Origin of the sequence: Vibrio sp. MMG023 (genome assembly GCF_021654215.1) — a bacterium.
GTDB classification, from domain to species: Bacteria; Pseudomonadota; Gammaproteobacteria; order Enterobacterales; family Vibrionaceae; genus Vibrio; species Vibrio jasicida.
The window spans coordinates 447041-471575 of record NZ_JAKFZP010000004.1 but is presented as its reverse complement, the minus strand read 5'-3'; the positions used below and the strand labels follow the sequence as shown (position 1 = coordinate 471575).

General features: G+C 46.6%; 21 protein-coding genes and 1 pseudogene. 8 read left to right on the top strand and 14 right to left on the bottom strand.

Features of this window, described 5'->3' with window-relative positions:
• The first annotated feature begins 130 nt into the window (after positions 1 to 130).
• The gene (locus L1076_RS15585) at positions 131 to 670 is read left to right on the top strand and encodes an NADPH-dependent FMN reductase (RefSeq protein ID WP_039840493.1); all 540 of its coding nucleotides are present in this window, start codon (positions 131 to 133) and stop codon (positions 668 to 670) included.
• Positions 671 to 733: 63 nt separating this feature from the next.
• Positions 734 to 1618, top strand: coding sequence for a glutathione S-transferase C-terminal domain-containing protein (locus L1076_RS15580; protein ID WP_237303959.1), 885 nt, complete (start codon positions 734 to 736; stop codon positions 1616 to 1618).
• A 160-nt stretch (positions 1619 to 1778) separates the two neighbouring features.
• Here the strand turns inward: L1076_RS15580 and L1076_RS15575 are convergent, their stop codons facing one another.
• On the bottom strand, positions 1779 to 2654 hold the full coding sequence (locus L1076_RS15575) for a LysR family transcriptional regulator (RefSeq protein ID WP_237303958.1): 876 nt from the start codon (positions 2652 to 2654) through the stop codon (positions 1779 to 1781).
• A 98-nt stretch (positions 2655 to 2752) separates the two neighbouring features.
• Between L1076_RS15575 and L1076_RS15570 the strand changes: the two genes are divergently transcribed.
• Complete coding sequence (locus tag L1076_RS15570; protein ID WP_167391665.1) at positions 2753 to 2923, top strand: hypothetical protein; 171 nt, start codon at positions 2753 to 2755, stop codon at positions 2921 to 2923.
• Between the two features lie 94 nt (positions 2924 to 3017).
• Here L1076_RS15570 and L1076_RS15565 read toward each other — a convergent pair whose 3' ends face one another.
• The 3 genes from L1076_RS15565 to L1076_RS15555 all read right to left on the bottom strand — a co-directional run bounded on the left by L1076_RS15565 (position 3018) and on the right by L1076_RS15555 (position 6559).
• Complete coding sequence (locus tag L1076_RS15565; RefSeq protein ID WP_237303957.1) at positions 3018 to 4754, bottom strand: ABC-F family ATP-binding cassette domain-containing protein; 1737 nt, start codon at positions 4752 to 4754, stop codon at positions 3018 to 3020.
• A gap of 340 nt (positions 4755 to 5094) precedes the next feature.
• Entirely contained in the window at positions 5095 to 5526 is a 432-nt protein-coding gene (locus tag L1076_RS15560) for a DUF2000 domain-containing protein (protein WP_039977521.1), read from the bottom strand.
• Positions 5527 to 5743: 217 nt separating this feature from the next.
• On the bottom strand, positions 5744 to 6559 hold the full coding sequence (locus L1076_RS15555) for an enoyl-CoA hydratase/isomerase family protein (RefSeq protein ID WP_237303956.1): 816 nt from the start codon (positions 6557 to 6559) through the stop codon (positions 5744 to 5746).
• 189 nt (positions 6560 to 6748) lie between these two features.
• Here L1076_RS15555 and L1076_RS15550 point away from each other — a divergent pair, with 189 nt between their 5' ends.
• Positions 6749 to 7699 carry a LysR family transcriptional regulator gene (locus L1076_RS15550; protein WP_237303955.1) on the top strand — a complete coding sequence of 317 codons (951 nt, stop codon included), beginning with the start codon at positions 6749 to 6751 and terminating at the stop codon, positions 7697 to 7699.
• 92 nt (positions 7700 to 7791) lie between these two features.
• On the opposite strand, the gene L1076_RS15545 is transcribed toward L1076_RS15550, so the two are convergent.
• On the bottom strand, positions 7792 to 8337 hold the full coding sequence (locus L1076_RS15545) for a TetR/AcrR family transcriptional regulator (RefSeq protein WP_039977519.1): 546 nt from the start codon (positions 8335 to 8337) through the stop codon (positions 7792 to 7794).
• A 146-nt stretch (positions 8338 to 8483) separates the two neighbouring features.
• Between L1076_RS15545 and L1076_RS15540 the strand changes: the two genes are divergently transcribed.
• Complete coding sequence (locus tag L1076_RS15540) at positions 8484 to 9077, top strand: hypothetical protein (protein ID WP_039977518.1); 594 nt, start codon at positions 8484 to 8486, stop codon at positions 9075 to 9077.
• Between the two features lie 11 nt (positions 9078 to 9088).
• Positions 9089 to 9958: an SDR family oxidoreductase gene (locus tag L1076_RS15535; RefSeq protein WP_237303954.1), complete on the top strand. Its 870-nt coding sequence runs from the start codon at positions 9089 to 9091 to the stop codon at positions 9956 to 9958.
• Between the two features lie 70 nt (positions 9959 to 10028).
• On the opposite strand, the pseudogene L1076_RS15530 reads toward L1076_RS15535, so the two are convergent.
• Both L1076_RS15530 and L1076_RS15525 read right to left on the bottom strand, forming a co-directional pair.
• Positions 10029 to 10378, bottom strand: a pseudogene (locus L1076_RS15530) (rhodanese-like domain-containing protein).
• Between the two features lie 108 nt (positions 10379 to 10486).
• Positions 10487 to 11098 (bottom strand): LysE family transporter, encoded by a 612-nt coding sequence (locus L1076_RS15525; protein ID WP_212582796.1) that lies wholly within the window; start codon positions 11096 to 11098, stop codon positions 10487 to 10489.
• A 103-nt stretch (positions 11099 to 11201) separates the two neighbouring features.
• Between L1076_RS15525 and L1076_RS15520 the strand changes: the two genes are divergently transcribed.
• Positions 11202 to 12068, top strand: coding sequence for a LysR family transcriptional regulator (locus L1076_RS15520; protein ID WP_237303953.1), 867 nt, complete (start codon positions 11202 to 11204; stop codon positions 12066 to 12068).
• 81 nt (positions 12069 to 12149) lie between these two features.
• Positions 12150 to 12515 (top strand): VOC family protein, encoded by a 366-nt coding sequence (locus L1076_RS15515; RefSeq protein WP_054755499.1) that lies wholly within the window; start codon positions 12150 to 12152, stop codon positions 12513 to 12515.
• Between the two features lie 53 nt (positions 12516 to 12568).
• On the opposite strand, the gene L1076_RS15510 is transcribed toward L1076_RS15515, so the two are convergent.
• From L1076_RS15510 to L1076_RS15480, 7 genes are all read right to left on the bottom strand, one after another.
• A complete protein-coding gene (locus L1076_RS15510; RefSeq protein ID WP_050567178.1) occupies positions 12569 to 13072 on the bottom strand; it encodes an ankyrin repeat domain-containing protein in 504 nt (167 codons plus the stop codon).
• Between the two features lie 107 nt (positions 13073 to 13179).
• The gene (locus L1076_RS15505) at positions 13180 to 13359 is read right to left on the bottom strand and encodes a hypothetical protein (RefSeq protein ID WP_038869131.1); all 180 of its coding nucleotides are present in this window, start codon (positions 13357 to 13359) and stop codon (positions 13180 to 13182) included.
• 138 nt (positions 13360 to 13497) lie between these two features.
• Entirely contained in the window at positions 13498 to 14916 is a 1419-nt protein-coding gene (locus tag L1076_RS15500; RefSeq protein ID WP_237303952.1) for a hypothetical protein, read from the bottom strand.
• A gap of 34 nt (positions 14917 to 14950) precedes the next feature.
• Positions 14951 to 16513 carry a bifunctional UDP-sugar hydrolase/5'-nucleotidase gene (locus L1076_RS15495; RefSeq protein ID WP_237303951.1) on the bottom strand — a complete coding sequence of 521 codons (1563 nt, stop codon included), beginning with the start codon at positions 16511 to 16513 and terminating at the stop codon, positions 14951 to 14953.
• Between the two features lie 216 nt (positions 16514 to 16729).
• Positions 16730 to 19210 (bottom strand): GH92 family glycosyl hydrolase, encoded by a 2481-nt coding sequence (locus L1076_RS15490; RefSeq protein WP_237303950.1) that lies wholly within the window; start codon positions 19208 to 19210, stop codon positions 16730 to 16732.
• 89 nt (positions 19211 to 19299) lie between these two features.
• On the bottom strand, positions 19300 to 21756 hold the full coding sequence (locus L1076_RS15485) for a GH92 family glycosyl hydrolase (protein WP_237303949.1): 2457 nt from the start codon (positions 21754 to 21756) through the stop codon (positions 19300 to 19302).
• 72 nt (positions 21757 to 21828) lie between these two features.
• Positions 21829 to 24534, bottom strand: a complete 2706-nt coding sequence (locus L1076_RS15480) for a GH92 family glycosyl hydrolase (protein WP_237303948.1) — start codon at positions 24532 to 24534, stop codon at positions 21829 to 21831.
• Position 24535 lies beyond the last annotated feature (1 nt).

Below are 24535 nucleotides of genomic sequence, written 5' to 3'. Positions count from 1 at the left end.
TTTATTGTTCACTGATGGTGAACTATATAGCCACTATTATAGTGTTTATTCACTGGTGGGAGTTAATTAATATCACCTCAATCACTGAGTGCCCGACATAAGTAGGGGCAAACGTAATTAGGATTCCACTATGAAAAAGATCGTCGCATTTACTGGTAGCAACAACAGCCAATCAATCCACAGCCTATTGGTTCAAGCGTTGGCAAACCAAGCTACACAAACAGAAGTAAACACCATTGACCTAAATGACTTTGAATTGCCAATGTACGGTTTGGACGTTGAAGGTCAGGGCATCCCAGAAAACGCACACAAACTGCGTGCAACGTTAAACGAATACGATGCGATCATCATTGCATCACCAGAGCACAACGGCTCAATGCCAGCATTTCTGAAAAATGCGATTGATTGGCTATCGCGTGTTGCACCTCAAGGTACGTCTTTCTTTGGTGACACGAAGAAACCAGTTCTACTGGTGAGCACATCTCCAGGTGCAAACGGCGGCGCAACTAACATTAAAACCATGGCTGAGTTGATGCCTTGGTGGGGTGGCGATGTAAAAGGCACATATAGCCTAGGCGGCTTCTACGACAAGTTCCAAGATGGCAAATTTGATGCTGCGACCTCAGCGGAATTGAGTGAGCTAATGACCTCTTTCGAGAAGTCTCTGTAAGTTATCTATACTCGCATAAGTAGTGATTCATCAGGGTAGCTAATTAAGAAAGGTAGGTAAGGTATGGCGGTATTAGAACAAGGCGTTTGGTATCCAAACAAAGACGCAAGTGAGCTGACAGCAGAAGATCAATTCGCGTTACCAAGTCAGATCGAAGCGGGTCGCTATCACTTGTATATGTCGTTGGCTTGTCCATTTGCCCATCGCCCTTACCTAGTGATCAAGTACCTTGGTTTGGATGAAGTTATTTCCGTCTCTTCCGTTGCTGCAAAGCGTTACAGCAATGGTTGGGAGTTTGATGACGCACATCCTGATCCTCTATACCGCGCGGATAATCTAGCGGCGTTGTATGTAAAAGCGAAAAGCGACTACACCGGACGCGTAACCGTCCCTTTACTGTGGGATAAGCAAAACCATGCCATTGTGGGCAATGATTCAGCCGCAATGGCAATGGACCTAGCTACGAATTGGCTGCCTTTGGCAAAACATCCGGTGGAGTTGGTACCAGCCGCATTGCGTGGAGAGATCGAAAGCCTAAATCGATGGCTTAACAGCAATGTGAATGGCAAGGTGTATCAAGTTGGCTTTGCAACCTCGCAAGCGCAATATGACCAAGCGAGTGAAACTTTGTTTGATGCGCTGGAGCAATTGGATCAGCGTTTGGGGCAGTCGCGCTACTTGCATGGCGAAGACGTTACCTTATCAGACGTGTTCTTGCTGCCAACATTAGTGCGCTTCGAGGCGGTGTATGAAGTGCACTTCAAAGCCAACAAAAAGCCCCTAAAGGCGCACCAAAACTTGTATCGTTGTATGCTGGATTTGGTTGCCGATGACCGCATTCGCAGCACCATCGATATTGATTACATGAAGCTGCATTATTTCTTCTCGCACAAGCACATCAACCCAAATGGGATTGTGCCAGTAGGACCTGAGATTGAGTGGCTTTAAACAAGATGAAAAATGAAGCGTGGAACGAGAATAAGCTTGGTTCACTAATCACCATTGATTAGTAATGAGCATAATGTCATTAGAAAGGTATCGAGATACGGGTGATGACATTCAAATTCACTCGTCATATTGAGCGGTTCACTCTCCGCTCTTCGGGCTATTACTTGGGCTGTACGCTCGGATAAAAGTCCAAACAACGCTCTGTAAGCCACTGCATAACAGGACCTGCTTCTTTTGCTTTACTTTTCACACGGTCAATTTGTAAAAGCCAATCTTTCTCTTCCCCTTGTAGCTTAAGGGGAACGATATCCGAGTGCTTTTGAAACAGGTGATCAGGTATCAAGCTCCAGTTATTATTCAGTTTAATCAACTCTACTAGGGTTTCTAAGTCATTCACTTTGGTTAGTGAATTAGATAAGTTTGCGTTGTAATGAGCAGGGTAGTCTTTTAATACGATTTGCCGATACGCCTTAAGTGCTTCAAAAGAAACGGAGTCTTCAGCCAGTAGTGGATGTGATTGATGCACGGCGATAGAAAACGGCACGTAACCAATCGAACCTAAAATCACGTTCTTAGGCTGTGTGCTGCCCCACAACATAAAACCGATATCCACTTCATTACTCGCGACAGCATCAGCAATGTCATTGTTTTTCAAGACATTGAGATTGAGCTCGGTGTGCGGGAATTGCTGATAAAACACCTCAATGACGCCAAAAAACTGCGGTGTTAGTAAAAGCGCATTGATCCCTATCGAGATCCTATCTTCTACTCCTACATTGAACGTTTGCAGCATATTTTGTACGTGTTGAGCATGCTCTAACAAGGAGATGGCTTGAGCATGCAGTCGCTCGCCTTGTGCCGTTAAGGTAGGCAAGCGAGAAGTGCGATCAAAGATGGTCAGCCCTGTGTCGATTTCCAAGTTTGAAATCGTAGTACTGACCGCAGATTGTGCTTTACCAAGCTTTCTTGCCGCCGCAGAAAACGAACCATATTCCACGCACATGACTAACGTTTCAAGTTGTTGAAGGTTGAACATAACGATGTATCTAATTTTTAGATGGTAGCTAACTATATCTTATAAAAACTTTAGATGAAAATCGCTCCATTAATCGTTAAGTACAAGTAGAGAATAAGATGAGTAACCACCAATCTACGGAATTATCGGATACACAAAAGGAACTAGAAGCATTGCGTGAACGCTTGCGTCAAAATACTCAAACCATGCAAAGTTCGGCTAAGAAATCAGATGCTAACGAAATGATGTCTGGTGTGATTAAGACCGTGGCTACGTTCGAAAAAGACTAATAAGCTCCTTCCTAGAAAGTAGAAAGTAGAAAGTAGAAAGTAGAAAGTAGAAAGTAGAAAGTAGAAAGGCACCAATTAATGGTGCCTTTTGTTTTTATAGCTGCGCCGTAATTTCCTCTATCTCTTGCTGCCATTGCTTTTGCATCGCTGGTTTTTGATGTTTGGGTTTTCGCCCTAAATCGGCTTCCAGTAAGCTTTCCAGTTCCAACAGTCTTTCTAGCATTTGCTCTTCGGATTGTTCATCAGACGCGGTGTTTGTTTCCATCGATATTACTTCATTGCAATGATGCGATATGGCTGATTTGGGAGCAGTATCAGTTACGCGTTGATACACTTCTTCCGCGCTTAAATACTCCGTCAGTAAGCCATTTGCAATAAACCAGAATCGATTACAGCTTTGTTCTATCAGGCTTCGGTCATGACTCACCAATAAAGCGGCGCCTTCGAAGTTTTGCAGAGTTTCAATCAGCTCTTCTTTGCCTTCCATATCCAAATGGTTGGTCGGTTCATCTAAAAACAACATGTGATAACGAGCGAGGGTTAAGCCCACAAACAGCAGCCTTGCTCGCTCTCCACCACTTAGACTGACGACTTTCTGTTCGTGTCTTGCGTACTCGAATCCTGCACCAATAAGCGAACGTTTTGCCTGTTCACTGCTGATGCTGGCAAACGACTGCAACGCATCCGTGATGGATTGATGATCGTCGAGTTGCCTTAGAGATTGATCGTAGTAACCCAAGCGACAGCGATCGTGGAAAGTCACACTCTCATGTTGGTTGCCTAGGTCGGTTTGGATGGCTTCATACTGACGATAAAGCAGGTTCAACAAAGTCGATTTGCCGCAACCATTACTGCCTAGAACTGCAATTCTGTCGCCACTCTTTACTCGCATTTCCGCCATATCAAACAAGTGATAATCACTATTTGGTGGCGTTACAGAGAAAGGCAAAACCTCTAACAGTCGATTTGCTGGCATTGATTCACCTTGAAGTTGTAGCGCCCACGGTGTGCCTTCTGTCAGTTCGGTTTGTTCTTCCTCTAAACGTTCTTTGCGCGCAAACATCGTCTTGGCTTTTCGAGCAAGATCCTCGTTGTCGTAGACTTTGCCCCAAGTGGCTAAACGCTTGGCGCTTTTTTCGATTCGGTCGATTTCTTTCTGCTCGCTGGCATAGCGAAGTTGATCGGTTTCATCTTTCTCTTTCAATGCTTGCCTTGCTTGAGAACAAGGCAGAGAGAAATGATGCAGAGAGCGATCTCGCATGACCCAAGTGGTGTTGGTGACGCGATCGAGTAAGGTTTGATCGTGAGATACCAATACGAATGAGCCTTTCCAGTTTGATAAGAATTGCTCTAACCAAAGGAGCGATGGCAAGTCCAAGTGGTTGCTTGGTTCATCCAGAAGCACTAAGTCAGGTTGATGGATAATCGCACGAGCAAGCAGGAGTCGCATTTGCTGACCACCACTGCAATTCTTAACCGGCATGTGTCGTTCTGTGGTTGAAAATCCGAGTTCATCCAATAAGAGTTCGGCGCGCCAAATCTCATCATCGGATAAGGATTCCGCTAACGCGTCCAATACGGCATGTGTACTTAAAGACTTAGGTAAATGCTGCTCAACATAACGCATCAAACATGAACTGGCTTTGGCAACCGTGCCTTGGCTTGGTTCAAATTGACCGCTAAGCAGTTTGAGTAGGGAGCTTTTACCACAGCCGTTATGACCGATAAGACCAATTTTGTCGCCACGATGAATCGTAAACGTTAGATCTTTGAAGATTGGTGTTGCTGTGTGAGAAAGGGTTAGTGATTGTGCAGTTAAAAAAGTACTCATAGTGTTCTCAAGAATTTTGGGCGCAAGACGCCGTTGTCATAGCTGACAATAATTCTTCGAGCTTGAGGGAAAGTACTCGGGTGACGTGTTTTCGTCGAAGGGTAATTATTCGCTCAAGTCGAGATTATCGCAGCGCGAAATCTGAAACTCTTGAGCGGTCCTTCATGCCATAAAAACGTGGGTTGATTGAACACCACAAAGACATAAATTCCTCCTTAATTTCGTTGTAAGTGTTGCCACTTTTGGTTGATAGATGCGCTAGATTCTAACCCTAAAAGTGGCAATGTACAGATAGCTTGATGAAAAAATGATGAGAGGATCACCAAGGTATCACGCGCTTTTAGCGATATAAGCTGAACTTCTTGGTCAATTCTCGAAGTGTTTCAGTCTCGCCGAACAAGCAAATACCCAAGTATTCTAACCCGGCTTCTGGTGTGTTTTTGGTGGTTTGCTGTTGTATTTCAGAGCCGCCTTCTACCATGGTGTGAGTAAAGTCGGAGAAGGGGATGCTTTTATCGAGTGCTTCTTGGCGAAGCTTTCTGATTTTGTTGGAGTTGTCCGCTCTCAAGACGATAAACGGATAGTGGGAGATATTTGGATGAAGATTACCATCAAGGTCGTGATAGTCGGTGTAGACTGCGTCGTCATCAGAAAGTTGATTCGCAAGGCTTACGCTCAAATGTCCTAATACGTTAACGGCGCGTCCCACTTCGACTTTTTTACTGATTACGGCAACAAATCGTTTTTGTTTTTCGTCGGGAAGTTGATTCATGGAGGACCTCGTTTCTCTAATGATCTGGCTATTGTTTAACTGCCTCCATTGTATTTCCTCGCACGCGCAATTTTGTTTCTAACATTGCTTTCGAAAAGTTAAATTTGCAATAAACGACCGATGTAATCGTTTTTCATGCAATAAGATTCCTCAGAGTTTGCAAATAGACAAGGCACCAACGGACTATTGGTGCCTTAGGTCGATGGCGAACCAAGCTCTATTGTTTGTTTAGCTCTGCCGCGGTATCCACAAAGATGCCTTGGATGTCTTCCGCTTCACGTTCTGTTTGACCACCGTATTTTAGGAACGCATCGATGATCGCTGCGGTTTTTTGCTCTTTTGCGCGCTCTAAGAAGTAACGCAACTCTAGCTCTGCACCTGCGTCTTCGTCTTTGATAGAGGTTGCGATGATCTCTTTGTACATTACGATGTCACGCACTTCTAGTTGGCTAATCACGCCCAATGTTGCCGCTAAGAACCCATCCAGTTCTGCTTTAGGAACAAACTGAGTAATGATGTTTAACTGCTCTGCTTGTTGTGCCGTAAAGTCGTTACCAAGTAGCAGTGCTTGAAGCGCTTTGTTTTTACCCATGCGACGAGCGAACTGAACCGCGCCTTGACCACCCGTTGGGATATTGACGTGGATCTCTGGCTGAGCAAATGCTGCGTTTTCAGTGCCGTAAGCCAAGTCACACGCCATCACAAACTCGTTACCGCCGCCACGAGCCACGCCATCAACCACAGCAACCGATACTTGTTTCATCGCTTTGATGTTGGCAATCATATGATTGAATTCAATTGATGCTGCCTGACCACCTTGTGTGCCGTTGATAACGTTCAAATCTAAATGCGCCAAGAAGAAAGACTCATGAAGCGATTTGAAGACCACTACTTTCGTATCGCGGTCATCTTTAAGTGATAGGACAAATTCGTTGATTTCATTAATCAAATCGATAGTCAGTACATTCACCGGTGGGTTGTTGATTTCAACAGTAGCGATGCCGTTTTGTTGTGTGATTGATAGAGTTTTCATAGCTGTTTCCTCAGCGTTAGTAAGATCAACAGACCTCGGTAACGCGAATTTATTGGTTTGGTATTGAGGAGGTTTGTCTCTCTCCCGTTGTGTGCAGCTACTATAGATTTGTTATAAGATGAGAAAAATAAGCTAAATGGCATATAATTGGTGCCATAAAAGCAACAATGGTTTTTTAGGTAAGACGTTATGGATTTCTCTAGTCGTTTATTGCTGTTACTTGAAGTGATCGAGCTTGGCTCGTTCACCAAGGTATCAGAACAGAAGAATGTGGATCGTTCGGTGATCTCAAAACAGATCAGCCGTTTGGAAGATGAGTTGGGTGTTCGATTGCTCAACCGAACTACGCGCTCCTTATCATTGACGGCTGCTGGGAATGAAATGGTCAACCAAGCCAAATCCCTTCGGTCACTTCTCAGTGATACTCACCGTTTGGCGCAGAATTATCACGAAGAGCCTCGTGGTGTCTTGCGCATTACCAGCTCGACCATGTTCGGACGTCAATATGTTCAAGATGCGATTTCGGTGTTTCAACAGCAATACCCAGATGTGGAATTTGAACTGCGCTTAGAAGATCGCATGGTGGATATGGTGCAAGAGGGCTTTGATATTGGCTTCCGAATTGGGCGACCTAAAAACTCGAGCTTGATTACCCGTAAGATTGCGCGAAGTCGCCTGTTGATTGTTGCTGCCCCTGTATTTTTAGAAAAGCATGGTGAGGTGAACAGTCTGGAGAAATTGGAATCTTTACCCGCCACTATTTACGCGGCCCCAGGTCTGTTATTCGATAAATTCGGCTATCAAGATGAGCAAGGTAAACAACAGCACTTTCAGCTTAGTGTCGCTTATAAAGTGAATGATGTGGAAATGTTGGCAAGAAGCGCAGCAGGAGGAAATACGCTTTCTGTGGTGACTGCGCAAATGGTTCAAGACGAAATCAAGCAAGGCAAGTTGGTGCCGATCATGACGGACTTGAACATTGATGATTTCGGTACCTTTTACGCCGTGTACCCGCACCGAGATGCACCAATCAAAACCAAGTTATTCATCGACACACTCAAATCCATTGTGGGAGAAGAGACGCCCATTTGGGAGAAGAACATCCCAAACTTCGACAAGATGTACGGGCGAGGGAAGTAGAGCGATTAAGCGACTAGACTTCACCATATTAATCTAAACAAAAGAGGTTCGACGGAGCCTCTTTCACGTTCGTTTTAAATGCGAGTTTGAATCTAAAATAAAATGCGCTCAACTTGCTCAATAACATACGAATCTTCTAGCGCTTTACCCAACATCAATTGATGGTTCAGTAGTCCTAGCATAAGGGTATAAAGCGATTCTTTGTGTTGCGCTGAAACGTAGTTTTCTAGCATCGTCATGTACTTTTGATTCGCTAGTAGCATGCATGGATCGGTAGCTACGTTTTCTTGCCCAATCACATCAATGTAATCAGAGACAAGCTTCATCTCTTGGAAGAAACGCGGAGCCATTTGCTGGAAGATCAATACGAAGTTTTCGATTTGTTGCCCTGTATTCGCTTCACTTGAGTTTGGTCTGTCTGCTAGCACTTCTGCGTCAAAGTTGACGATGGCCTCTGTTGCGGCTTTGAACAGTTCATCCTTACTTTTGTAATAGTGATAAACCGCACTTTTGCTCATTCCTAACTGTTCGCACAGTTGTCTCATACCAATATTTTTGTAACCGAACTCAAGGAACACTTCGGTTGCTTTTAAGGCAATTTCTCTACGTCTGCTTTCATGATCGACGATCTTCGGCATGGTTTTCTTCTCAGCTTTTGTTACCGCAATGCCCTGCAGTATAACACAAGAACCTTTATTTAGACCGAGTGGACAAAAAAGATCTTTACCTAGCTCTCAAAGCGTACTAATTTAAAAAGACCAAGTGGTCGAAATAAGGTTTTAGTATGAAAATTGATTGGAGTGTTCCTCAAGCAAGAGCGGGTTTCTGGGGTGGGATTGATAAGCTGATTGGTCCGGGCGCAACGAAAGCTGAAAAGAATTTACAGCTGTATGTCCCTTTTGCTGCTGGTTTTGTCGTGGTGATTTATGCGTACTTTGCACAACTGGGTTGGACTACTACTCAATATGTTATCGCGGGTTTGCTCACAGTGGATATCATCGGCGGCATTATTACCAATGCGACGTCTACGGCAAAGCGCTGGTTTCATCGTGAAGGACAAGGTTATAAGCAGCACATGAGCTTTATTCTGACTCATTTCGTGCAGCTTTCTCTCTACAGTTGGGCGTTCTTGAATTTCGATATCATGTGGATTGTTGTGATCGGTGGTTACATGGTTCTGGCATGTAGCCTAGTCATGAAAACACCGTTGTATTTACAACGTCCTGTGGCGCTAACTCTGTATTCTCTGAGTGTGATTATTTCAATTTACTGGGCACAAGCACCACAAGGTTTGGAATGGTTTTTACCGCTGTTCTACCTAAAGTTATTGGTGAGCCACGTATTGCGTGAAGAGCCATACCGACCAGAGCAAGAATAGGACGTCATGTTATGAAAACGCACTCTCGAATTTTAATTGCGGGCTCAACGGGGTACTTGGGTTCGAACATTGTTGAGCTACTTCTCTCTGAGCACATTGATTTTAAAGCCATTGCGAGAAACAAAACCACGTTACTCGCAATGGGTGTGGAAGAGTCACAAGTGATAGAGGCGCAGGTTACTCATCCCGATGAGCTTAAAGGTGTTTGTGAGGGTGTCGATGTTGTTATCTCATGTTTGGGCATTACTCGCCAACAAGACGGATTAGGTTATTTGGATGTCGACTACCAAGCAAATTTGAACTTGCTTGAAGAAGCAGAGCGAGCAGGTGTCGGTAAATTCATTTACATCTCTGCGTTTAATGCTCAGAAATATCCTCAAGTTCGTCTGCTAGAGGCGAAAGAGCGCTTTGTGAGTCGACTTTTACAATCAACAAAATTAGTCCCTTGTGTGATTCGCCCGAACGGTTTTTTCTCTGATATTACCGAGGTGTACAACATGGCGAAATCAGGTCGAGTATTTACTTTTGGTGATGGTGAAAACCTGCTTAACCCCATTCACGGAAAAGATTTGGCAAGGTTTTGTTTAGAGGCTATTGAACAAAATGACACAGAACTCGATGTCGGTGGTCCAGATGTTTTGTCTGTCAATGATATTGCCCGGCTTGCGTTCAAATCTCAAAATAAAGTGGAGAAAAATACGCACTTACCAGACTTCCTACGTGCAGCAGGGTTGTTGATAGTAAGCCACTTGCCGGAGAAATGGGGCGGTCCTGCTGAGTTCTTCCTGACCATGTTAGGAGGTGACAATATCGCACCGACTTATGGTCATCATCGACTGGAAGACTACTTTGGCGAGCTGGCTTCAACCGATAACAAATAGGTTGTGAAAAACAAAAAGCACACGAGAGGTGTGCTTTCCGTTCAGTTGGCTAGGTAGGAGCTAAGTCGTGCTACTTCGCTTGTTGCATCTCAACTAAACCACCTGCGTTATGAAGGTTGGTAAACCCTTGTGATGCAGGTACTGATACGCTTGCCCTGAGCGATTGCCGCTGCGGCAGTAGAGCACGATCTGCGTGTCTTTATCGACATTAGCAAAGTGTTTATCTAACTCTGAAAGCGGGAAGTTAACCGCATTGTCCAAGTGATCATCGGCAAACTCTTGTGGCGTGCGTACATCGACAATCATTGCGCCTTGCTCAATCCATTGCCAACCTTGCTCTGCTCGTTCAGAAGCAAATGCCGATGGTGCGGTGAAAGCTAAGCTCAAACAAGTGAATACAATCAGAAGTAGTTTTTTCATTGAGTTCCTTTCCTCAAGGTCAATTGCCCTTAATCGTTCTGATGAAGATTATACGTGCGATTATTAAACTTCGATGTGGCATCGGTCGAAATGTCGTAACTCAGCGGGTTATGACTTCAATCCCAACATGGCACCAAACACCAGTAAGCCAGCGCCACAAGCTTGATTCAACTTATGTTTCACGCGCAGTAATAAACTCTGCAATCGCGGTGAGGTAAACAAGATGGCAACCATAGAAAACCAAATCCCGTGTAGCGCAATCATGTAGACACCGTAACCTAAAGCTAGGTGCTGAGATTCTGTATTCGGGTCGATGACTTGGCTAAAGATACTCAAGAAGAACAACATGGTTTTTGGGTTAAGTACGTTGCACAAAAAGCCTTGGAAAAAGAACTGCCAAATGGAGATGCTTTCTTGTGTTTCCCCCTCTATTTTCTGCTGAGAATCAGCCCCAAAAATCCCTTTCAATCCGAGATAGATCAGATAAGCCGCGCCTAGGTAGCGAATCAAACTGAACAACCATTCGTTCTGTGAGATTAAGTAACTGATACCAAGCAATGAATAGGTAATGTGCACCGAAATCGCAAGACTAATGCCCACGGCACTCCAAATTCCCGCTTGTCTGCCATTATTGAGGCTGTTTCTAAGAACCAATACAAAATCGGCACCGGGGCTGATAACGATGAGTATGCCTAATAAGGCAAGGCTGAAAAGCTCCATAGTGTTTCCTGTTTCTTCGTTGTTATGAATGGGGCAATTGTAGGTCGAGAGTTCGGGGACTATAATCGAAATAAATTCCGCTAAGTGTGAGAAAAAGTCACAGATGAGGCATATTAAATCCTTCCATGTTTTCCATGTCGCGGCATCGTCTGCGAGTTTTAGTGAAGCAGCAAATAAGCTCAGTATTACGCATGGCGCAGTGAGTAAGCAGATCAAAGTGTTGGAGACCTATCTGGCTCAACCTCTGTTCTACAAACAGGGGCGCAATATGTTACTCACTAAAGAGGGGGAGATGCTGAAAAGCTACACCGAGCAAGCATTTCAAGCGCTGGAAACTGGCGTGAACAAGCTGGTGCAGGAGAAGCACCAATACCTTGAAGTCTCTTGTGAGCCAACGTTAACCATGCGTTGGTTGATGCCAAGGCTTTCCGCGTTTAATGATGGTTGTGACGCAGATGTTCGTCTCTCGACTGCGGGAGGGCCTGTAACGCTTGGCTCGACGGGGCTTGCTATGGCGATTCGTCGAGATGACTTTGAGCCTGTGTATCACTACCCAAAAACCAAGTTAGTGGAAGAGTGGGTGGGTCCCGTGTTTTCACCTGACTATTGGCAGCAAGTGAAAAGCGACTTGGACTCCGTGAAGTTATTACACAGCCAAACCAGACCTGAAGCTTGGCACGAATGGGTGCAGTGCACTGGTGATGCGTCGATGAATAGCAAAGCAGAACAGTCCTTCGCACACTTCTATTTCTGCATTCAAGCTGCAGTCGACGGCTTAGGCGCGGCGATGGGCTCTTATCCTCTAGTTATGGACGACCTCGAGCGTGGCAATCTCGTTGCACCATTTGGTTTTGTGCCGTCAGGGCATGATTATGTCTTATTGACTCAAGATAAGGCTCGCTCTGAATTGGAGCAAAAATTTGTGCTTTGGCTGCAAACCCAAATGGCGGAGTGTGTGCCTTGCGCCTAAGAAACAAAGAGAGACTCTAGTCAGGACGCGTTGAGTTACCTAGAGTGGTTGAATACGTGCTACACAATGGAAACTTAGGAAATGGAAAACCTCAATATTGTTGAAATTAAATCTTTTGTTCCGGCTAAAGATTACGAGCTATCAAAGCGTTTTTATCAGGCGTTGGGTTTTGAGATGCCTTCGGATTTTGGTGGTGTGGCGTACTTCTTCAAGGGTAGTTGCTCATTCTTGCTGCAAGATTTTTATGAGCCAAAACACTGTAATAATTTCATGATGCATTTGTTGGTGGAAGATGTTGCCAGCTGGCATGAACATGTTTCGAATGTCGATCTGGCGTCATTCGGAGCCAAGGTGACAGAACTGGTTGATCAACCTTGGAAAATGCGAGAATTCTGTTTGCACGATCCTAGTGGCGTGCTGTGGCGAATTGGTCAGAATATCGATTAATTTCAACTATATAAAAACAACAAAGGGAGCGAGCGGCTCCCTTTGTTTTTGCTCTAGTGCAATAGCGCGTACATAGCGCCGCGATTGGCGGTCGGGTTCTCGGTGTAAATCCAATCCAAAAACTCAGTGGCGTTCTTTCCTACCTTAGGGCAATAAAGATCTTTGTTTGCCCCTTGCTGCATTAGCCATTTAAACGCCTCGAAATCATCATGAATGATGGCGGAGTGCAGAGGCGGACTGTTACTTTCGTTCAGCCAATTTACGTCAAACCCATGTGCGATTAAGGTGTTTGCCATACGAAAGCGGCTATGACTGTCACCACTTAGAATCGACGAAATACCATATTGATACTCGACTAAGCTTAGTAAATCTTGCGAAACGCCAAACGTCTCAAAATAGAATAAGCAATCTTCGCTATCAAACACCGGAATATCATTTCCTAATGCGCACAGCATCATTCGCTCTTCGGTCAGGGAATGCTTCAAAAACAATGCGAATGAAGTTGTGATAAACGATAGGGTAAAAATTGTGGTTCTAATTGTTGTATTGATGTCCATATCTACCTGTATTTAAAAAATAAAAAGCCGCAAGCGCACCTGACGCTTGTTGGCATTAGGTAAACTTGGAAACGTTTAATTGTGGAAATAAGGTGTCATTACGCGGTTTATGCAGCCATGGTTTGGCGTTCTTCTTCTAGCAACCAGCCGTACCACCAACTCATGAATTCGAGCGAGACAATCGGGTATGGGTTCTCCTCGAAAGGCGTGTTGTGAAGGTAGGCATTACGTCCTTCCGTGACGACTTCATCCACTAGTGGAAGTCCGCCATCGTCATAGTCTTTCATGATAGTTCGTCCTTTTTATCATTCGGAAAACTATACATTACAGAGTTCTCTAACCTGCAATACGGCATTGTACAAAGAGTCAAAAATGAAAATGCTATTATCAATGAAAAAGTATTTTTAATCAGATGCTTATGATGGTTATTTTGCTGATGAATGATGGTTTATGAAGTCAACTAAGTCAGTAACTTGGCTTGGTTCGATGAATCGAGATCCAATTTTGATTTCATGGTGGCACAGTGTGAAATTGTGCAAAAAGCGATAAACGCTTTGCCACTGTTGTATTCGAGCCAAGCTGAGGTGAGACGCGTAGCTAGGTTGTAGCCATCCGATATAGCGTTGCCAGAAGTACGAATTCCAATCTGGATGCGTGGGGAAAAGGGAGTGAATCGCGGCATCATCTAGCTCGCCTTTTTTGGTCAATAAACCCAAGCCGATTTGCCACTTGCCCAGTGCATTTTCAATATTCACTCGTCGCCACGTTTCATCCCACCAACTCATGTTTTGTTTACCGCTGTTGTTAATGTCGTGCACGTTGCGCGAGGCGACATGGCAATAGTACAGATGTGTGCTTCCACTGATTACAGTTGGTGTAAATGCGGTAATTGCGGCGCCGCGAATAAAGCTTTCATGTTCGAGCAATAAAGCTTTTGGTGGCTGAGATTTTAGATATTTTGCCAAGTTCTGCATGTGAGCGTGAGCGGCAAATACAGGGCGCGTTAAAAACACTTCCTTGGATTGGGCATGTTGGGCATCGCAGTAACCGAGTTGATCAAACTGACTGCGATTTAAGATCTTGTCGTACGTCTTCTGCGCTTGAAGCAGTGCGTCTTCTTCTGTGGGAGCGAGCTCTTTCTTGGTGAGTCGATAACGGCTCTGCTCTCGCACCTCTTCAGGTAACGAATCTTTCTTCATCAGTGCGTTATCACTGATCAAGAGTACATATCCTGTCTTGGCATCGGCCGTTGATAGTGTCCAAATATGCGCGCTACTTTGAGAGCGGCTATCGTGTCTAAACCCAGATCGCGCGACTTGAAGAAACGAACGGGTTTGTAGGATTGAGAAATCAAGTTGTGCTTCAAACAAACGGCTGAAGGTATTGAGTAGCTCAGCCAATTGCTCCATTCGCAGAGAAAACGCGCGGTGATTGAGCCCCAAAACCTGTTGCAGTTCTTGCGGAGGAACGCCAGAAATCAAAGCATCCAACATTGGTTGCAGGTTTGATGATGCTTTACTTGAGTTGATCAGCGTTGCGGTCTTTTTGCATTGCCGACATTGCACACGTTCGGTGCCAGAGGTCGTGCGTCCGAAACGTTGCCAAGACGCTTTTGAACAATGGCATTGAGGTAATAAATCGAGTTTAAAAGTGTGCTGTTCCAGTTGATTGGCTAACGTGAGAATGGGCTCGTTCACCAAAACGGGAGGATAAGCACCACACTCAGAACAATGCCACGCATCGTAACCGAGTCGGTTTGAGCGTGAATACAAGCTCAAGTCAGGTACGCCGCAATTGGCGCAACCAAACGACTTACAGCCATTGTATTCTTGACGAAATGTCATGGTGCCTATTCTCCTAGCTAAGTCCGTTATGGATTTAGTTTTGGCTTACGTCTACTTGGCGACCGAGTTCCGGTACGGTCACTTGTTTCTTCGCTTTGAACTGGTCAATCAACACTTGTGTTACTGAATCGCCTTCTGATTCAAACGTACCTTTCTCAAAAACATGATAGCCGTCACCGCCACTTGCTGCGTAAGAGTAAGTCGCGACTTTGTATGAGTCAGCATTGTCCACTGGTTTGCCGTTTACATTTAGGCTCACCAAGCGTTGACCCTCTGGTTTTTCGTTGTCATAACGCGCTTCGATACCAGAGAATTGCGCCAGACCGTAAGGCAAGGTGTAGCTGTATTCCAGCAACTCTTTCAGATGTTCACCGCTTAATGTCACGACCGAGAGTTTATCCGTGAATGGGAAAAGATCCATCACGTTTTCCATCGTCACTGGGCCTTTGTTTAAGTCGACCCGAATACTGCCAGAGCTGATCATACCCACATCGGCGTTGGCAGCTTCACGCATCATATCAGCCACCAAGTTGCCGACGTTTGATTCGCGGTAGTATCGGCGGTAAGCAGTGTCGTTGATGGTCGCCAGTTGCTCGCTTAACTCAGGGAATTTGCTGCGTGCATTGGCGATAAGGTCGCTGGTTTTCTGGTCTCGTTCCAGCTTGTCTGATTCCACAGGGATGAGTTTGCCATCAAGCAGTTTTACGTCGTGTTTTTCTGTATCCACCGCGAACTTGGTGTAACCCAAGTATTTGCCCTGACCGAAGGTAAGACCAATAACGGTGCCAGTTTTCGGGTGTACAACTGGCTTCCACAAGCCATGGTCTGAGTGACCACCAAAGATCACATCCACGCCTTTTAGCTTGCCAGCCATGTCGTAGTCTTCATCAAAACCGCGTTGCACTTCTGGGTCTGCTTCTTTGTCGGTTTGCATTGGCGCAGTTTTGTTTTGGTGAGTCAGTACGATAATCATGTCCACTTCATCACGAATCTTATCCACCCAGTATTGAGTGACTTCGATAGGGTCATCAATGGTTAAACCCTTGCGGTTGCCTTTCCACATGGTGTTGTAAAACGCATCTACGCCCATAACACCTATCACGCCTACACGAACGCCATCGCGCTCAATAATGGTGTAGGGCGAAGCAAATGGCGCATTGTTTTGCTCGAACTTGATGTTGGCGTTCAACACTGGGTAAGCCGCTCTTGGCATGTTCTCTTTCAGCGTTTGCCAACCGTATTCAAACTCATGGTTGCCGAGCGTAATCGCGTCGTAACCCATTGCGCTGTACAAGTCGAAAGAGAGTTTGCCTTGAGTCTTCTTAGCAAGTGAACCAGTGAAAATGTCACCCGCATCAAACAAGAAACTGGTCTCTTCCTGCGCTCGGGTTTGTTTGATTAAGGTGGCTAGATATGGAATACCACCGATGTGTGAGATGTCTGGATTCCAAAAGGCATCAACAGGTTCGTAAACGCTCTCGATGTCGTTGGTGTGCAGCAGAGTGACATTGCGAATTTCCGCAAATGAAGAAAATGAAGCACCGATAGAAATTGCGGCCAAGGCGCAAAGTAACGGCTTTTTAGAAAATGTGTTCATAGCTGATCCGGTTAAGTCGAATGAATGTTGGGTTTCGCGAAACGGGGCAACTTTAAAAAAGCAAACGTTTAGTTCGCTTGAATTGGATCACATAAATTTACTGAGCTTATGATTAATTGTCGCGGAGTGATTATTTGTGTTGGTGAGGATTAAAGGCTAAAAACAAAAGGCCAGCTCTCGCGAACTGACCTTTGAAGAGGGAAGAGTGATAGAGACTTATTGAGGCGCTTTCATCGCTTCAGATTGCTCGCCTGTCATCACGAAGTGCAACTCACCACCCGGTTTGAACTCGGAATGGTCGAAGAAGAAACCGTTATCCAAAGCTTTGCCATTGATGGTGACAGACTTGACGTACATGTTGTCATCGGTGTTGTTCTCTGTGGTGATAGTGAACGTGCCGCCTTTCACCGGAATCACCGCTTTGTCGAATAGTGGACGACCCACAGTGTAAATAGGTTCTGCTGCGTTCACTTGGTAGAAGCCTAATGCAGACATCACATACCAAGCGGACATTGCGCCCACGTCTTCGTTACCAATGACGCCTTCTGGCGCAGCGAAATACATGTCATCCAGAATGTGGTCGACGACTTGTTGTGTCTTCCAAGGTTCTGCGGTCCAGTTGAATAGGTAAGGAATGTGGTGCGAAGGTTCGTTACCAAACGCAACTTGACCAATCAAACCAGACATATCCGGTGTTTCTGTACCTTGGCTTTCTGCGGTGAAGGTTGCTTCTAGGTTCTTCTGGAACTCAGCATCGCCACCCATAATGGTCTTCAAGCCTGCGATGTCATGCGGTACAAACCAAGTCCACTGCCACGCGTTACCTTCGGTGTAGTTGCCTGTCTCGTGTTCCGTACCGTATGGGTCGAATGGCGTCATGAAGGTTTCATCAATCATCACTGGGCGCATAAAGCCCGTCACGCCATGTTCTGCGTATTCCGTTGGGTTGTAATCGAAGTACTTCTTGTAGCCTTTCGAGCGTTCAAGGTATTGCTCTTCCGCTTGAGTATCACCGGCTGCTTTGGCGATTTGTGCGATAGCCCAATCGTAGAACGCGTTTTCTAGACCGTAAGAAACAGACTCAACCGTGTAGTCTTCAAATACTGGCTCACCATCGACACGTTGGATCGCAGGTGTGAAGCCGTTTTTCTCAATGTAATCGATGTGCTTGGTTAAAGTGCGATCCAATACGCCCTGATCCCAATCGGCTTGCAATGCAGGGTAGTTGTCGTAAGTCGAAGAGTCGATCGCTGCTTTCAGCGCCAGCTCTTTCTCTTGCTGAGTAAACTCTTCTGGGAATTTGGTCATTGCATCCGCAATCACTGCTACCGCTGGGTAGCCGACCATGGTGCCTGTTTCGTCGCCTAAGTGTTCCCACTTCGGCAGCAAGCCGCTTTCAGTGTACTTCTGAACTAGGTTCTTCGCGTATTGCACCGCGCGGGTTGGTTCTGTGATGGTTTTTAGTGGGTGTAATGCACGTTGGGTATCCCATAGAGAGTAAACCGAGAAGTTTGGCTGTTCTTCCGTTGCTTGACCGTAAGCGATGGAGTATTCCCCTTCGCCTTCACGAATTGAGCCTTTGCCCATGCCACGGAATCGACCATCTACGTCTTGATGCACCATAGGTGCAATTTTGGTGTGGTAAAGCGCGGTGTAGAAGATCTCTTTCTGATCTTCCGTGCCCCCTTCAATTGAGAAGTTGAGTGCTTTTGCCCATTTCTCACGTGCGTTGTTGCGCGCAGTATCGAAAGAGACATTCGCTTCGGCATCGTAGTTGTTTTCTGCGCCTTGTGGGTCAACCGCAGATAACGCCACTTGCGCATTCAACTCTTGTGAGCCTTCATCTTCAAATTCGATGTAGGCAGTGACGTCCGCTTTGACACGCTTAACTGGATTACCTTGGTCATCGTAAATCAATTCAGAAACGTGCTCTGCCGTTAGACCGTCAACAGGCTTACCATTGGCAAGGATGTAGACGTCTTTGATCTTCTTATCGAAAGTCGCATAGAAGAAGATTTTTTGGTTTTTCGCCCAGCCAGAGAAGTGCGCTGCATCGCGCTCGCCCGTGATGGTATGACCGTCTTCGCTCACCGTCAGTTTGTTGCGCAGAGAGGTCGAACCCCAATCACTGTTAAGGATGGAGTTGAGGTCTATCTTCAGACGTTGTGGTTGACCTTGTGGGTAGGTGTAGCGGTGGAAGCCGACACGTTCAGAAGCTGTAAGCTCAGCTTTGATACCGTTCTCAGCAATCTTCACAGAGTAGTAACCCGCTTCTGCCACTTCTGAGGTTTTGTCCATCTTGACCGAAATCGCTTCGCGGTAGTCGTCGCTGTCTTCGATGTATTTAGCTTTATCTTCGGTAAACGGCAGGAACAGAATGTCACCTAAACCGCCCATGCCTGTGCCAGAAAGGTGAGTGTGGGAGAAGCCAAATAGAGTCTTTTTATCGAAGTGGTAACCTGATGAAGAGTGCCAGCCGATCAGCTCGGTATCTGGAGAAAGTTGCACCATGCCTTCTGGCACAACAGGACCCGGGAAGGTGTGTCCGTTAAAGCCGGTACCAATGAATGGGTCGACGTATTTTAGGTTGGAAGTATCGACGCTTGGTGAGGTGTTATCGTCGTCATCGTTGCAGCCAGCCAAACCAATAACACTTGCAATCACAGCGGTGGCGATAGCGGTTTTCGTAAAGTTCATAATCTTGATTCCTTAGGCAGGAAGCGCGTCACTTCCTGCCATTGAGTTAATCTATCTGCTTATTCTTTAAACACGAATTACATAAAACGTTACTGAGCTTGAAGCGCTTCTTGCTTGTCACCCGTCATGACGAAGTGAAGCTCGCCGCCCGCTTTGATTTCGCTGTGCTTGAAGGTGAAGTTGGCATCCAGCGGTTTGCCGTTGATGGTTACAGACTTCACGTACTTGTTGTGTGGGCTGTTGTTGTCTGCGATGACGGTGAATTCGCCGCCTTCCACTGGAATGGTGATTTCATCAAACATAGGACGACCGATGGTGTAGACCGGATCCGCAGGCGTCACTTGGTAGAACCCCATTGCCGACATCAAGTACCAAGAGCTCATCTGACCCACGTCTTCGTTCCCAATCAAACCAGTTGGTTCGCTGGTGTACATCTCTGACATGATGCGGTCTAGGTATTCTTGCGCTTTCCATGGCTCATCGGTTAGCGCATATAGGTAAGGAATGTGGTGCGATGGCTCGTTACCGTGCATGTACTGACCGATGTAACCCGTTAGGTCTGGCAGTTCTTCACCAGTGTTTGAAGAACGCGCGTTGAATAGCTCGTCCAAGTCTTCACGGAACGCTTTCTCTGGCGTGGTGTCTTTGCCTTGCGCCAAGTCTGCTTGGTAGATTTCTTGTTTCAGACGGTTGAAATCGTGCATTGGTTGGAACTTCCATTGCCACGCGTTCCCTTCGGTGTAGGCAAACTCGTCCACGTAGTAAGGGTCAAATGGCAGCAGTGGGCATTTCTCTTTCATTACGCCAGAGCCTTCTGGCCACTCAACCATTTCACACTCATCCAAACGCTCTTCATCAATTGGTTGGTTGAACTCCAAAGGCGGTTTGTTTGGCGATGAGCTTAGCGGGTGGTTTTTCGGACGTAAGAAGCCTGTCTCTGCATCCCAATGGTTAAGCCAGTTGTCGGCACGAGTCATAAACTCTTCTTGCAGTTTTACATCGCCAGCCATGCGCGCGATTTCTGCCATTGCCCAGTCGCCATATGCAAACTCAAGCGTGTAAGACGCACTGTTCCAGTAACCGTGATGAACAAAGCCGTTTTCTTCGTACACCTTCACTTGCACAACGTTTGCTGCGCCGATGTTGTTGTCTTCCGTCCAATCTGGGAATTCAGATGCCTCGTGGTAACGCACCGTAAACTCAGCCGCTTCTTTTGCCAGTTGTGGGTCGATGTCTAAACCTTTCGCCATCGCGTCAGCAATGATAGAGACCGCAGGGAAGCCGATCATAGTGCCAGTGTAATGGCTGTGCAGTTCCCATTTCGGCAAGATGCCACCGTCTTCGTATTTACGAATCAAGTCGTTGGCAAACTCTTCGGCACGTTCTGGATCGATAATGGTTTTCAGTGGATGCGCTGCACGGAAGGTATCCCACATGGAGTACACAGAGTAGTTTGGTGTGTCGCCCGCGTCTTTTTGAATGCGAGTACGCATCGCAGGGTATTGGCCGTCGACATCTTGGAAAATCATTGGAGCAATAGAGGCGTGGTAAAGCGCAGTGTAGAAGATCTCTTTCTGATCTTCCGTACCGCCAGATACCATCATGCGGCTAAGCTCTTGGTGCCATGCATCGTTGGCTTGAGCGCGCGCAGTATCAAATGACACGTCTTTCGCTTCTGCTTCTAGGTTTTTCTCCGCTCCTTCTGTGCCTGTTGGTGACAAGCCTACCTGGATTTCTAGCGGTGTTGATGATGGTGCGAATTCTAGGTAAGTGATGGTTTTCACTGCGTCGATGTTGTCGTTGTTTACATCGATTTCGGTTTCTGCGCCGTCAACCAAAGCGATGGCTTTGACGATAGGTTGGTTGAAGGTGGCGTAGAAGTAGACGTGTTGGTTGTTCGCCCAGCCGTTCGAGCTACGTAAACCGCGGATGGTGTAAGCGTCGATGAACTCTAAATCACCCTTCATGGTGCGGTTGTTGAAGTGACCTTTGTTGAGAGTGTGGTCTAAATCGAACTTGATGTGTGGTGTCGTGCCTTCTTTGAAGGTGTAGCGGTGGAAGCCAACACGTTGCGTGGTGGTTAGCTCAGCTTTGATTTCGCCTTTGTTCAGTTCAACTGCGTAGTAACCCGCTTCTGCGGTTTCGTTGTCTTTATCGAAGGTATTGAAAACGGCGTTTTCTTTCTTGGTGAAAGGCAGAACTAAGATGTCACCAAGGTCGGTAATGCCTGTGCCAGAAAGGTGAGTGTGGGAAAAACCATACACTGGGATTTCAGTCAGCTTGCCGTGGTCGAAGTAACCGGCGGCAGAGCCCCAGCCTTCCATTTCGGTATCAGGAGAAAGTTGTACCAAACCGTAAGGCACAACCGCCCCTGGGAAGGTGTGACCATCTGCGCCTGTACCAATCAATGGATTGACGTATTGAGTTAGTGTGGTGTCGAGGGATGGAGTACCAGATTTGCTGTTGTCGTCATCACTGTTACAACCAGCAAGACCAAACATGGCAGCGAGTATAGCGGTAGAGATAAGGGTTCTTTTTAGTTTCATTTTTATGGTTCCACTGAAGTGAAGTTTTTTAGGGGGCTAGATGCCCCCTTTCGTTATTTGGATGTGTATCGGTTACTGCGCTTTCATCGCTTCAGATTTGTCTGAAGTCATGACGAAATGCAGCTCACCACCGTCTTTCAAATCGCTGTGCGCGAAGCTGAAGTTGTCACTCAATTGTTTGCCGTTGATGGTCACCGACTTCACGTAGATGCTCTCTTGGCTGTTATTTTCTGAGGTGATGGTGAATTTACCGTCGGCGACTGGAATCACGGCTTTGTCGAACAGAGGACGACCGATGGTGTAACTTGCTTCGCCCGGTGTGACTTGGTAGAAGCCCAATGCAGACATCACATACCACGCCGACATCTGACCGACGTCTTCGTTACCAATCAGACCTTCATGCGTTGGGTGGTAGAACTCGTTCATCGCTTGGTCGACGATTTCTTGTGTCTTCCAAGGTTCTGCCGTCCAGTTGTAAAGGTAAGGCACGTGGTGATCAGGCTCGTTACCCATCACGAACTGACCGATGTAGCCTGACATATCGTGTGATTGGCTCGTATCGGCGTTGGAGTCCGCATTAAACAGCGCATTCAAGTTAGCGAGGAATGCCGCTTTGCCTTGTTCGGTTACGTCTTCAGGAAGAGAGAAGTCGGTGCGGTCGATGTGCTCGCCACCCATCACGTTAGCCAGACCGTTCAAGTTGTGCGGTGCAAACCATGTCCATTGCCATGTATTGCCTTCGGTGAAGTCTTCACCACGGTGCTCGGCGCGGTAAGGCCAGAACACGTCACTTTCGTTGAGTGCTTTGCGGTCTTTACAGGCGTTGTAGTCCATACCGTCTGGGATAGACAGCGCCATGTTCTCGTCCAAACATTCTGCTTTCAGGTTGTTTGCCCAAACCTTGCTGCCGCTGTTCATGTAAGCCGGACGCATAAAGCCCGTTGCACCCAATGCGTTGCCTTTGGTGTCTTGCAGTTTGCCGTATTGCTCTGGGTTGTAATCGAAGTAGTTCTTGAACGATTCTGAGCGCGCCATGTAGCGGTCGTACTGCTGGTCGTTGCCTGCAAGTTTAGCGATCTGGGCGATACACCAGTCGTAGTAAGCATTCTCAAGACCGTAAGACACAGACTCGTTCACAAGCTCGTCGTATTTATCGACTTTCAAACCTTCCACGTAACCCGGTTTGTCGCCAGAGTCCGGCGCCCATTTGGTATTGGCTGGAATAAAGCCGACGTCTTCTTGGTAGTCGTTATGACGTGTCATGACCGTGAAGCGTTTGTCACCGTTCCAAGCATCTTGGTAAGGCACCCAGCTTTCGGTTTTATCAAGGTTGAAGTTGACTGTTTCGTCAGCAGCTTTCAACGCCAAATCAAACTCAGCCGCGGTAAAGGCTTCTGGGTGTTTGACCATGATATCGGCAATAACCGAGACCGCAGGATGACCGACCATTTCACCGGTGTAATCCGAGTGCAGTTCCCATTTTGGCAGCACGCCACCCGTTTGGTATTTGTTCAATAGATCGCGTGCGTGTTCAATCGCGCGGTCTTTATCGATGATGGTTTTCAGTGGGTGTGCGGCGCGGAACGTATCCCACATTGAGTACACTGAGTAGTTGACTAAGCCATCTTCTGCTTGGTGCACTTTGCCATCCATGCCACGGTATTTGCCATCCACATCTTGGTATAGGAATGGAGCAACAAACGTACGGTAGAGCGAGGTGTAGAACATGGTTTTGTCGGCTTTGTTGCCGCCTTCCAGTTCAAACTCGCCAAGGATGTTTTCCCAAGCCACGCGGTTTTGTTGTACGACGTTGTCGAAGTCCCAACCGTTAGTGTCTGCTTCTAGGTTTTTCAGTGCGCCGTCAACGCCAGTGCCAGAAATCGCTACTTTGACCACCAATGGCTCATCGCTCTTACCAAAGTTCAAATGTGTCAGGACATCGTTTGCGCGTTTTGCCAAGCGTTCTGGGTCAGGTTCTGGTTCGCCCGGCATTGGTTTGTGCTCTGCGTAACCGCGGTAATCTTCCAAGCCGACTTCGGTAGCGTCAGTTGGAGTCAGTTTGCTTTCAGAAGCCAGCTTGGTGTACAAGTTCTCTTCAATGATTGGATCAGAGAATTCTGCCGCGAAGAACACGGTTTGCCATTGACCCCATTCGTTTGAGGTACGCGCGCCTACGACGGTGGTTTCGTTAACGCGTTTGTAGTAGATGCTGCGAGAGTGGTTGCCGTATTGCTCCAACAGTTCGTGTTGCAGGTCGATACGTACTTTGCGATCTTCACCCGGTTTGAAGGTGTAACGTTGGAACGCCACGCGGTCGGTCGCCGACAGCTCAGCTTTTACGCCGGTTTCTACAAGATCAACCGAGTAGTAACCAACCTCTGCCACTTCCGAGCTTTTATCCATGGTCACGGCATCGGTATTGAAGCCTGTGTATGGCAAGAAAGCGAAGTCGTTTAGGTCGCCTTTACCTGCGCCAGAGATGTGGGTCATTGAGAAGCCAGAAAGCAGGCTGTGCACAGGATCGTATTCGACAGGTGAGCCTTTGCCATTCCAACCGTTTGGATCGAAGTTATCTGGTGATGGCTGAATCATACCTTCTGGCATAACTGGAGATGGGTTTACGTTGCCAAGACCTTTAGTGCCGATCAAGGTATCAACGAATTCCAAAGTAGGGGTAGAGATAACCGGAGTTTCTGGATCAGAGTCGCTGCCACAACCAGCAAGACCAAGCATGGCGGTTAACACTGCGGTAGAGAGTAGGGTTCTTTTTAGTTTCATT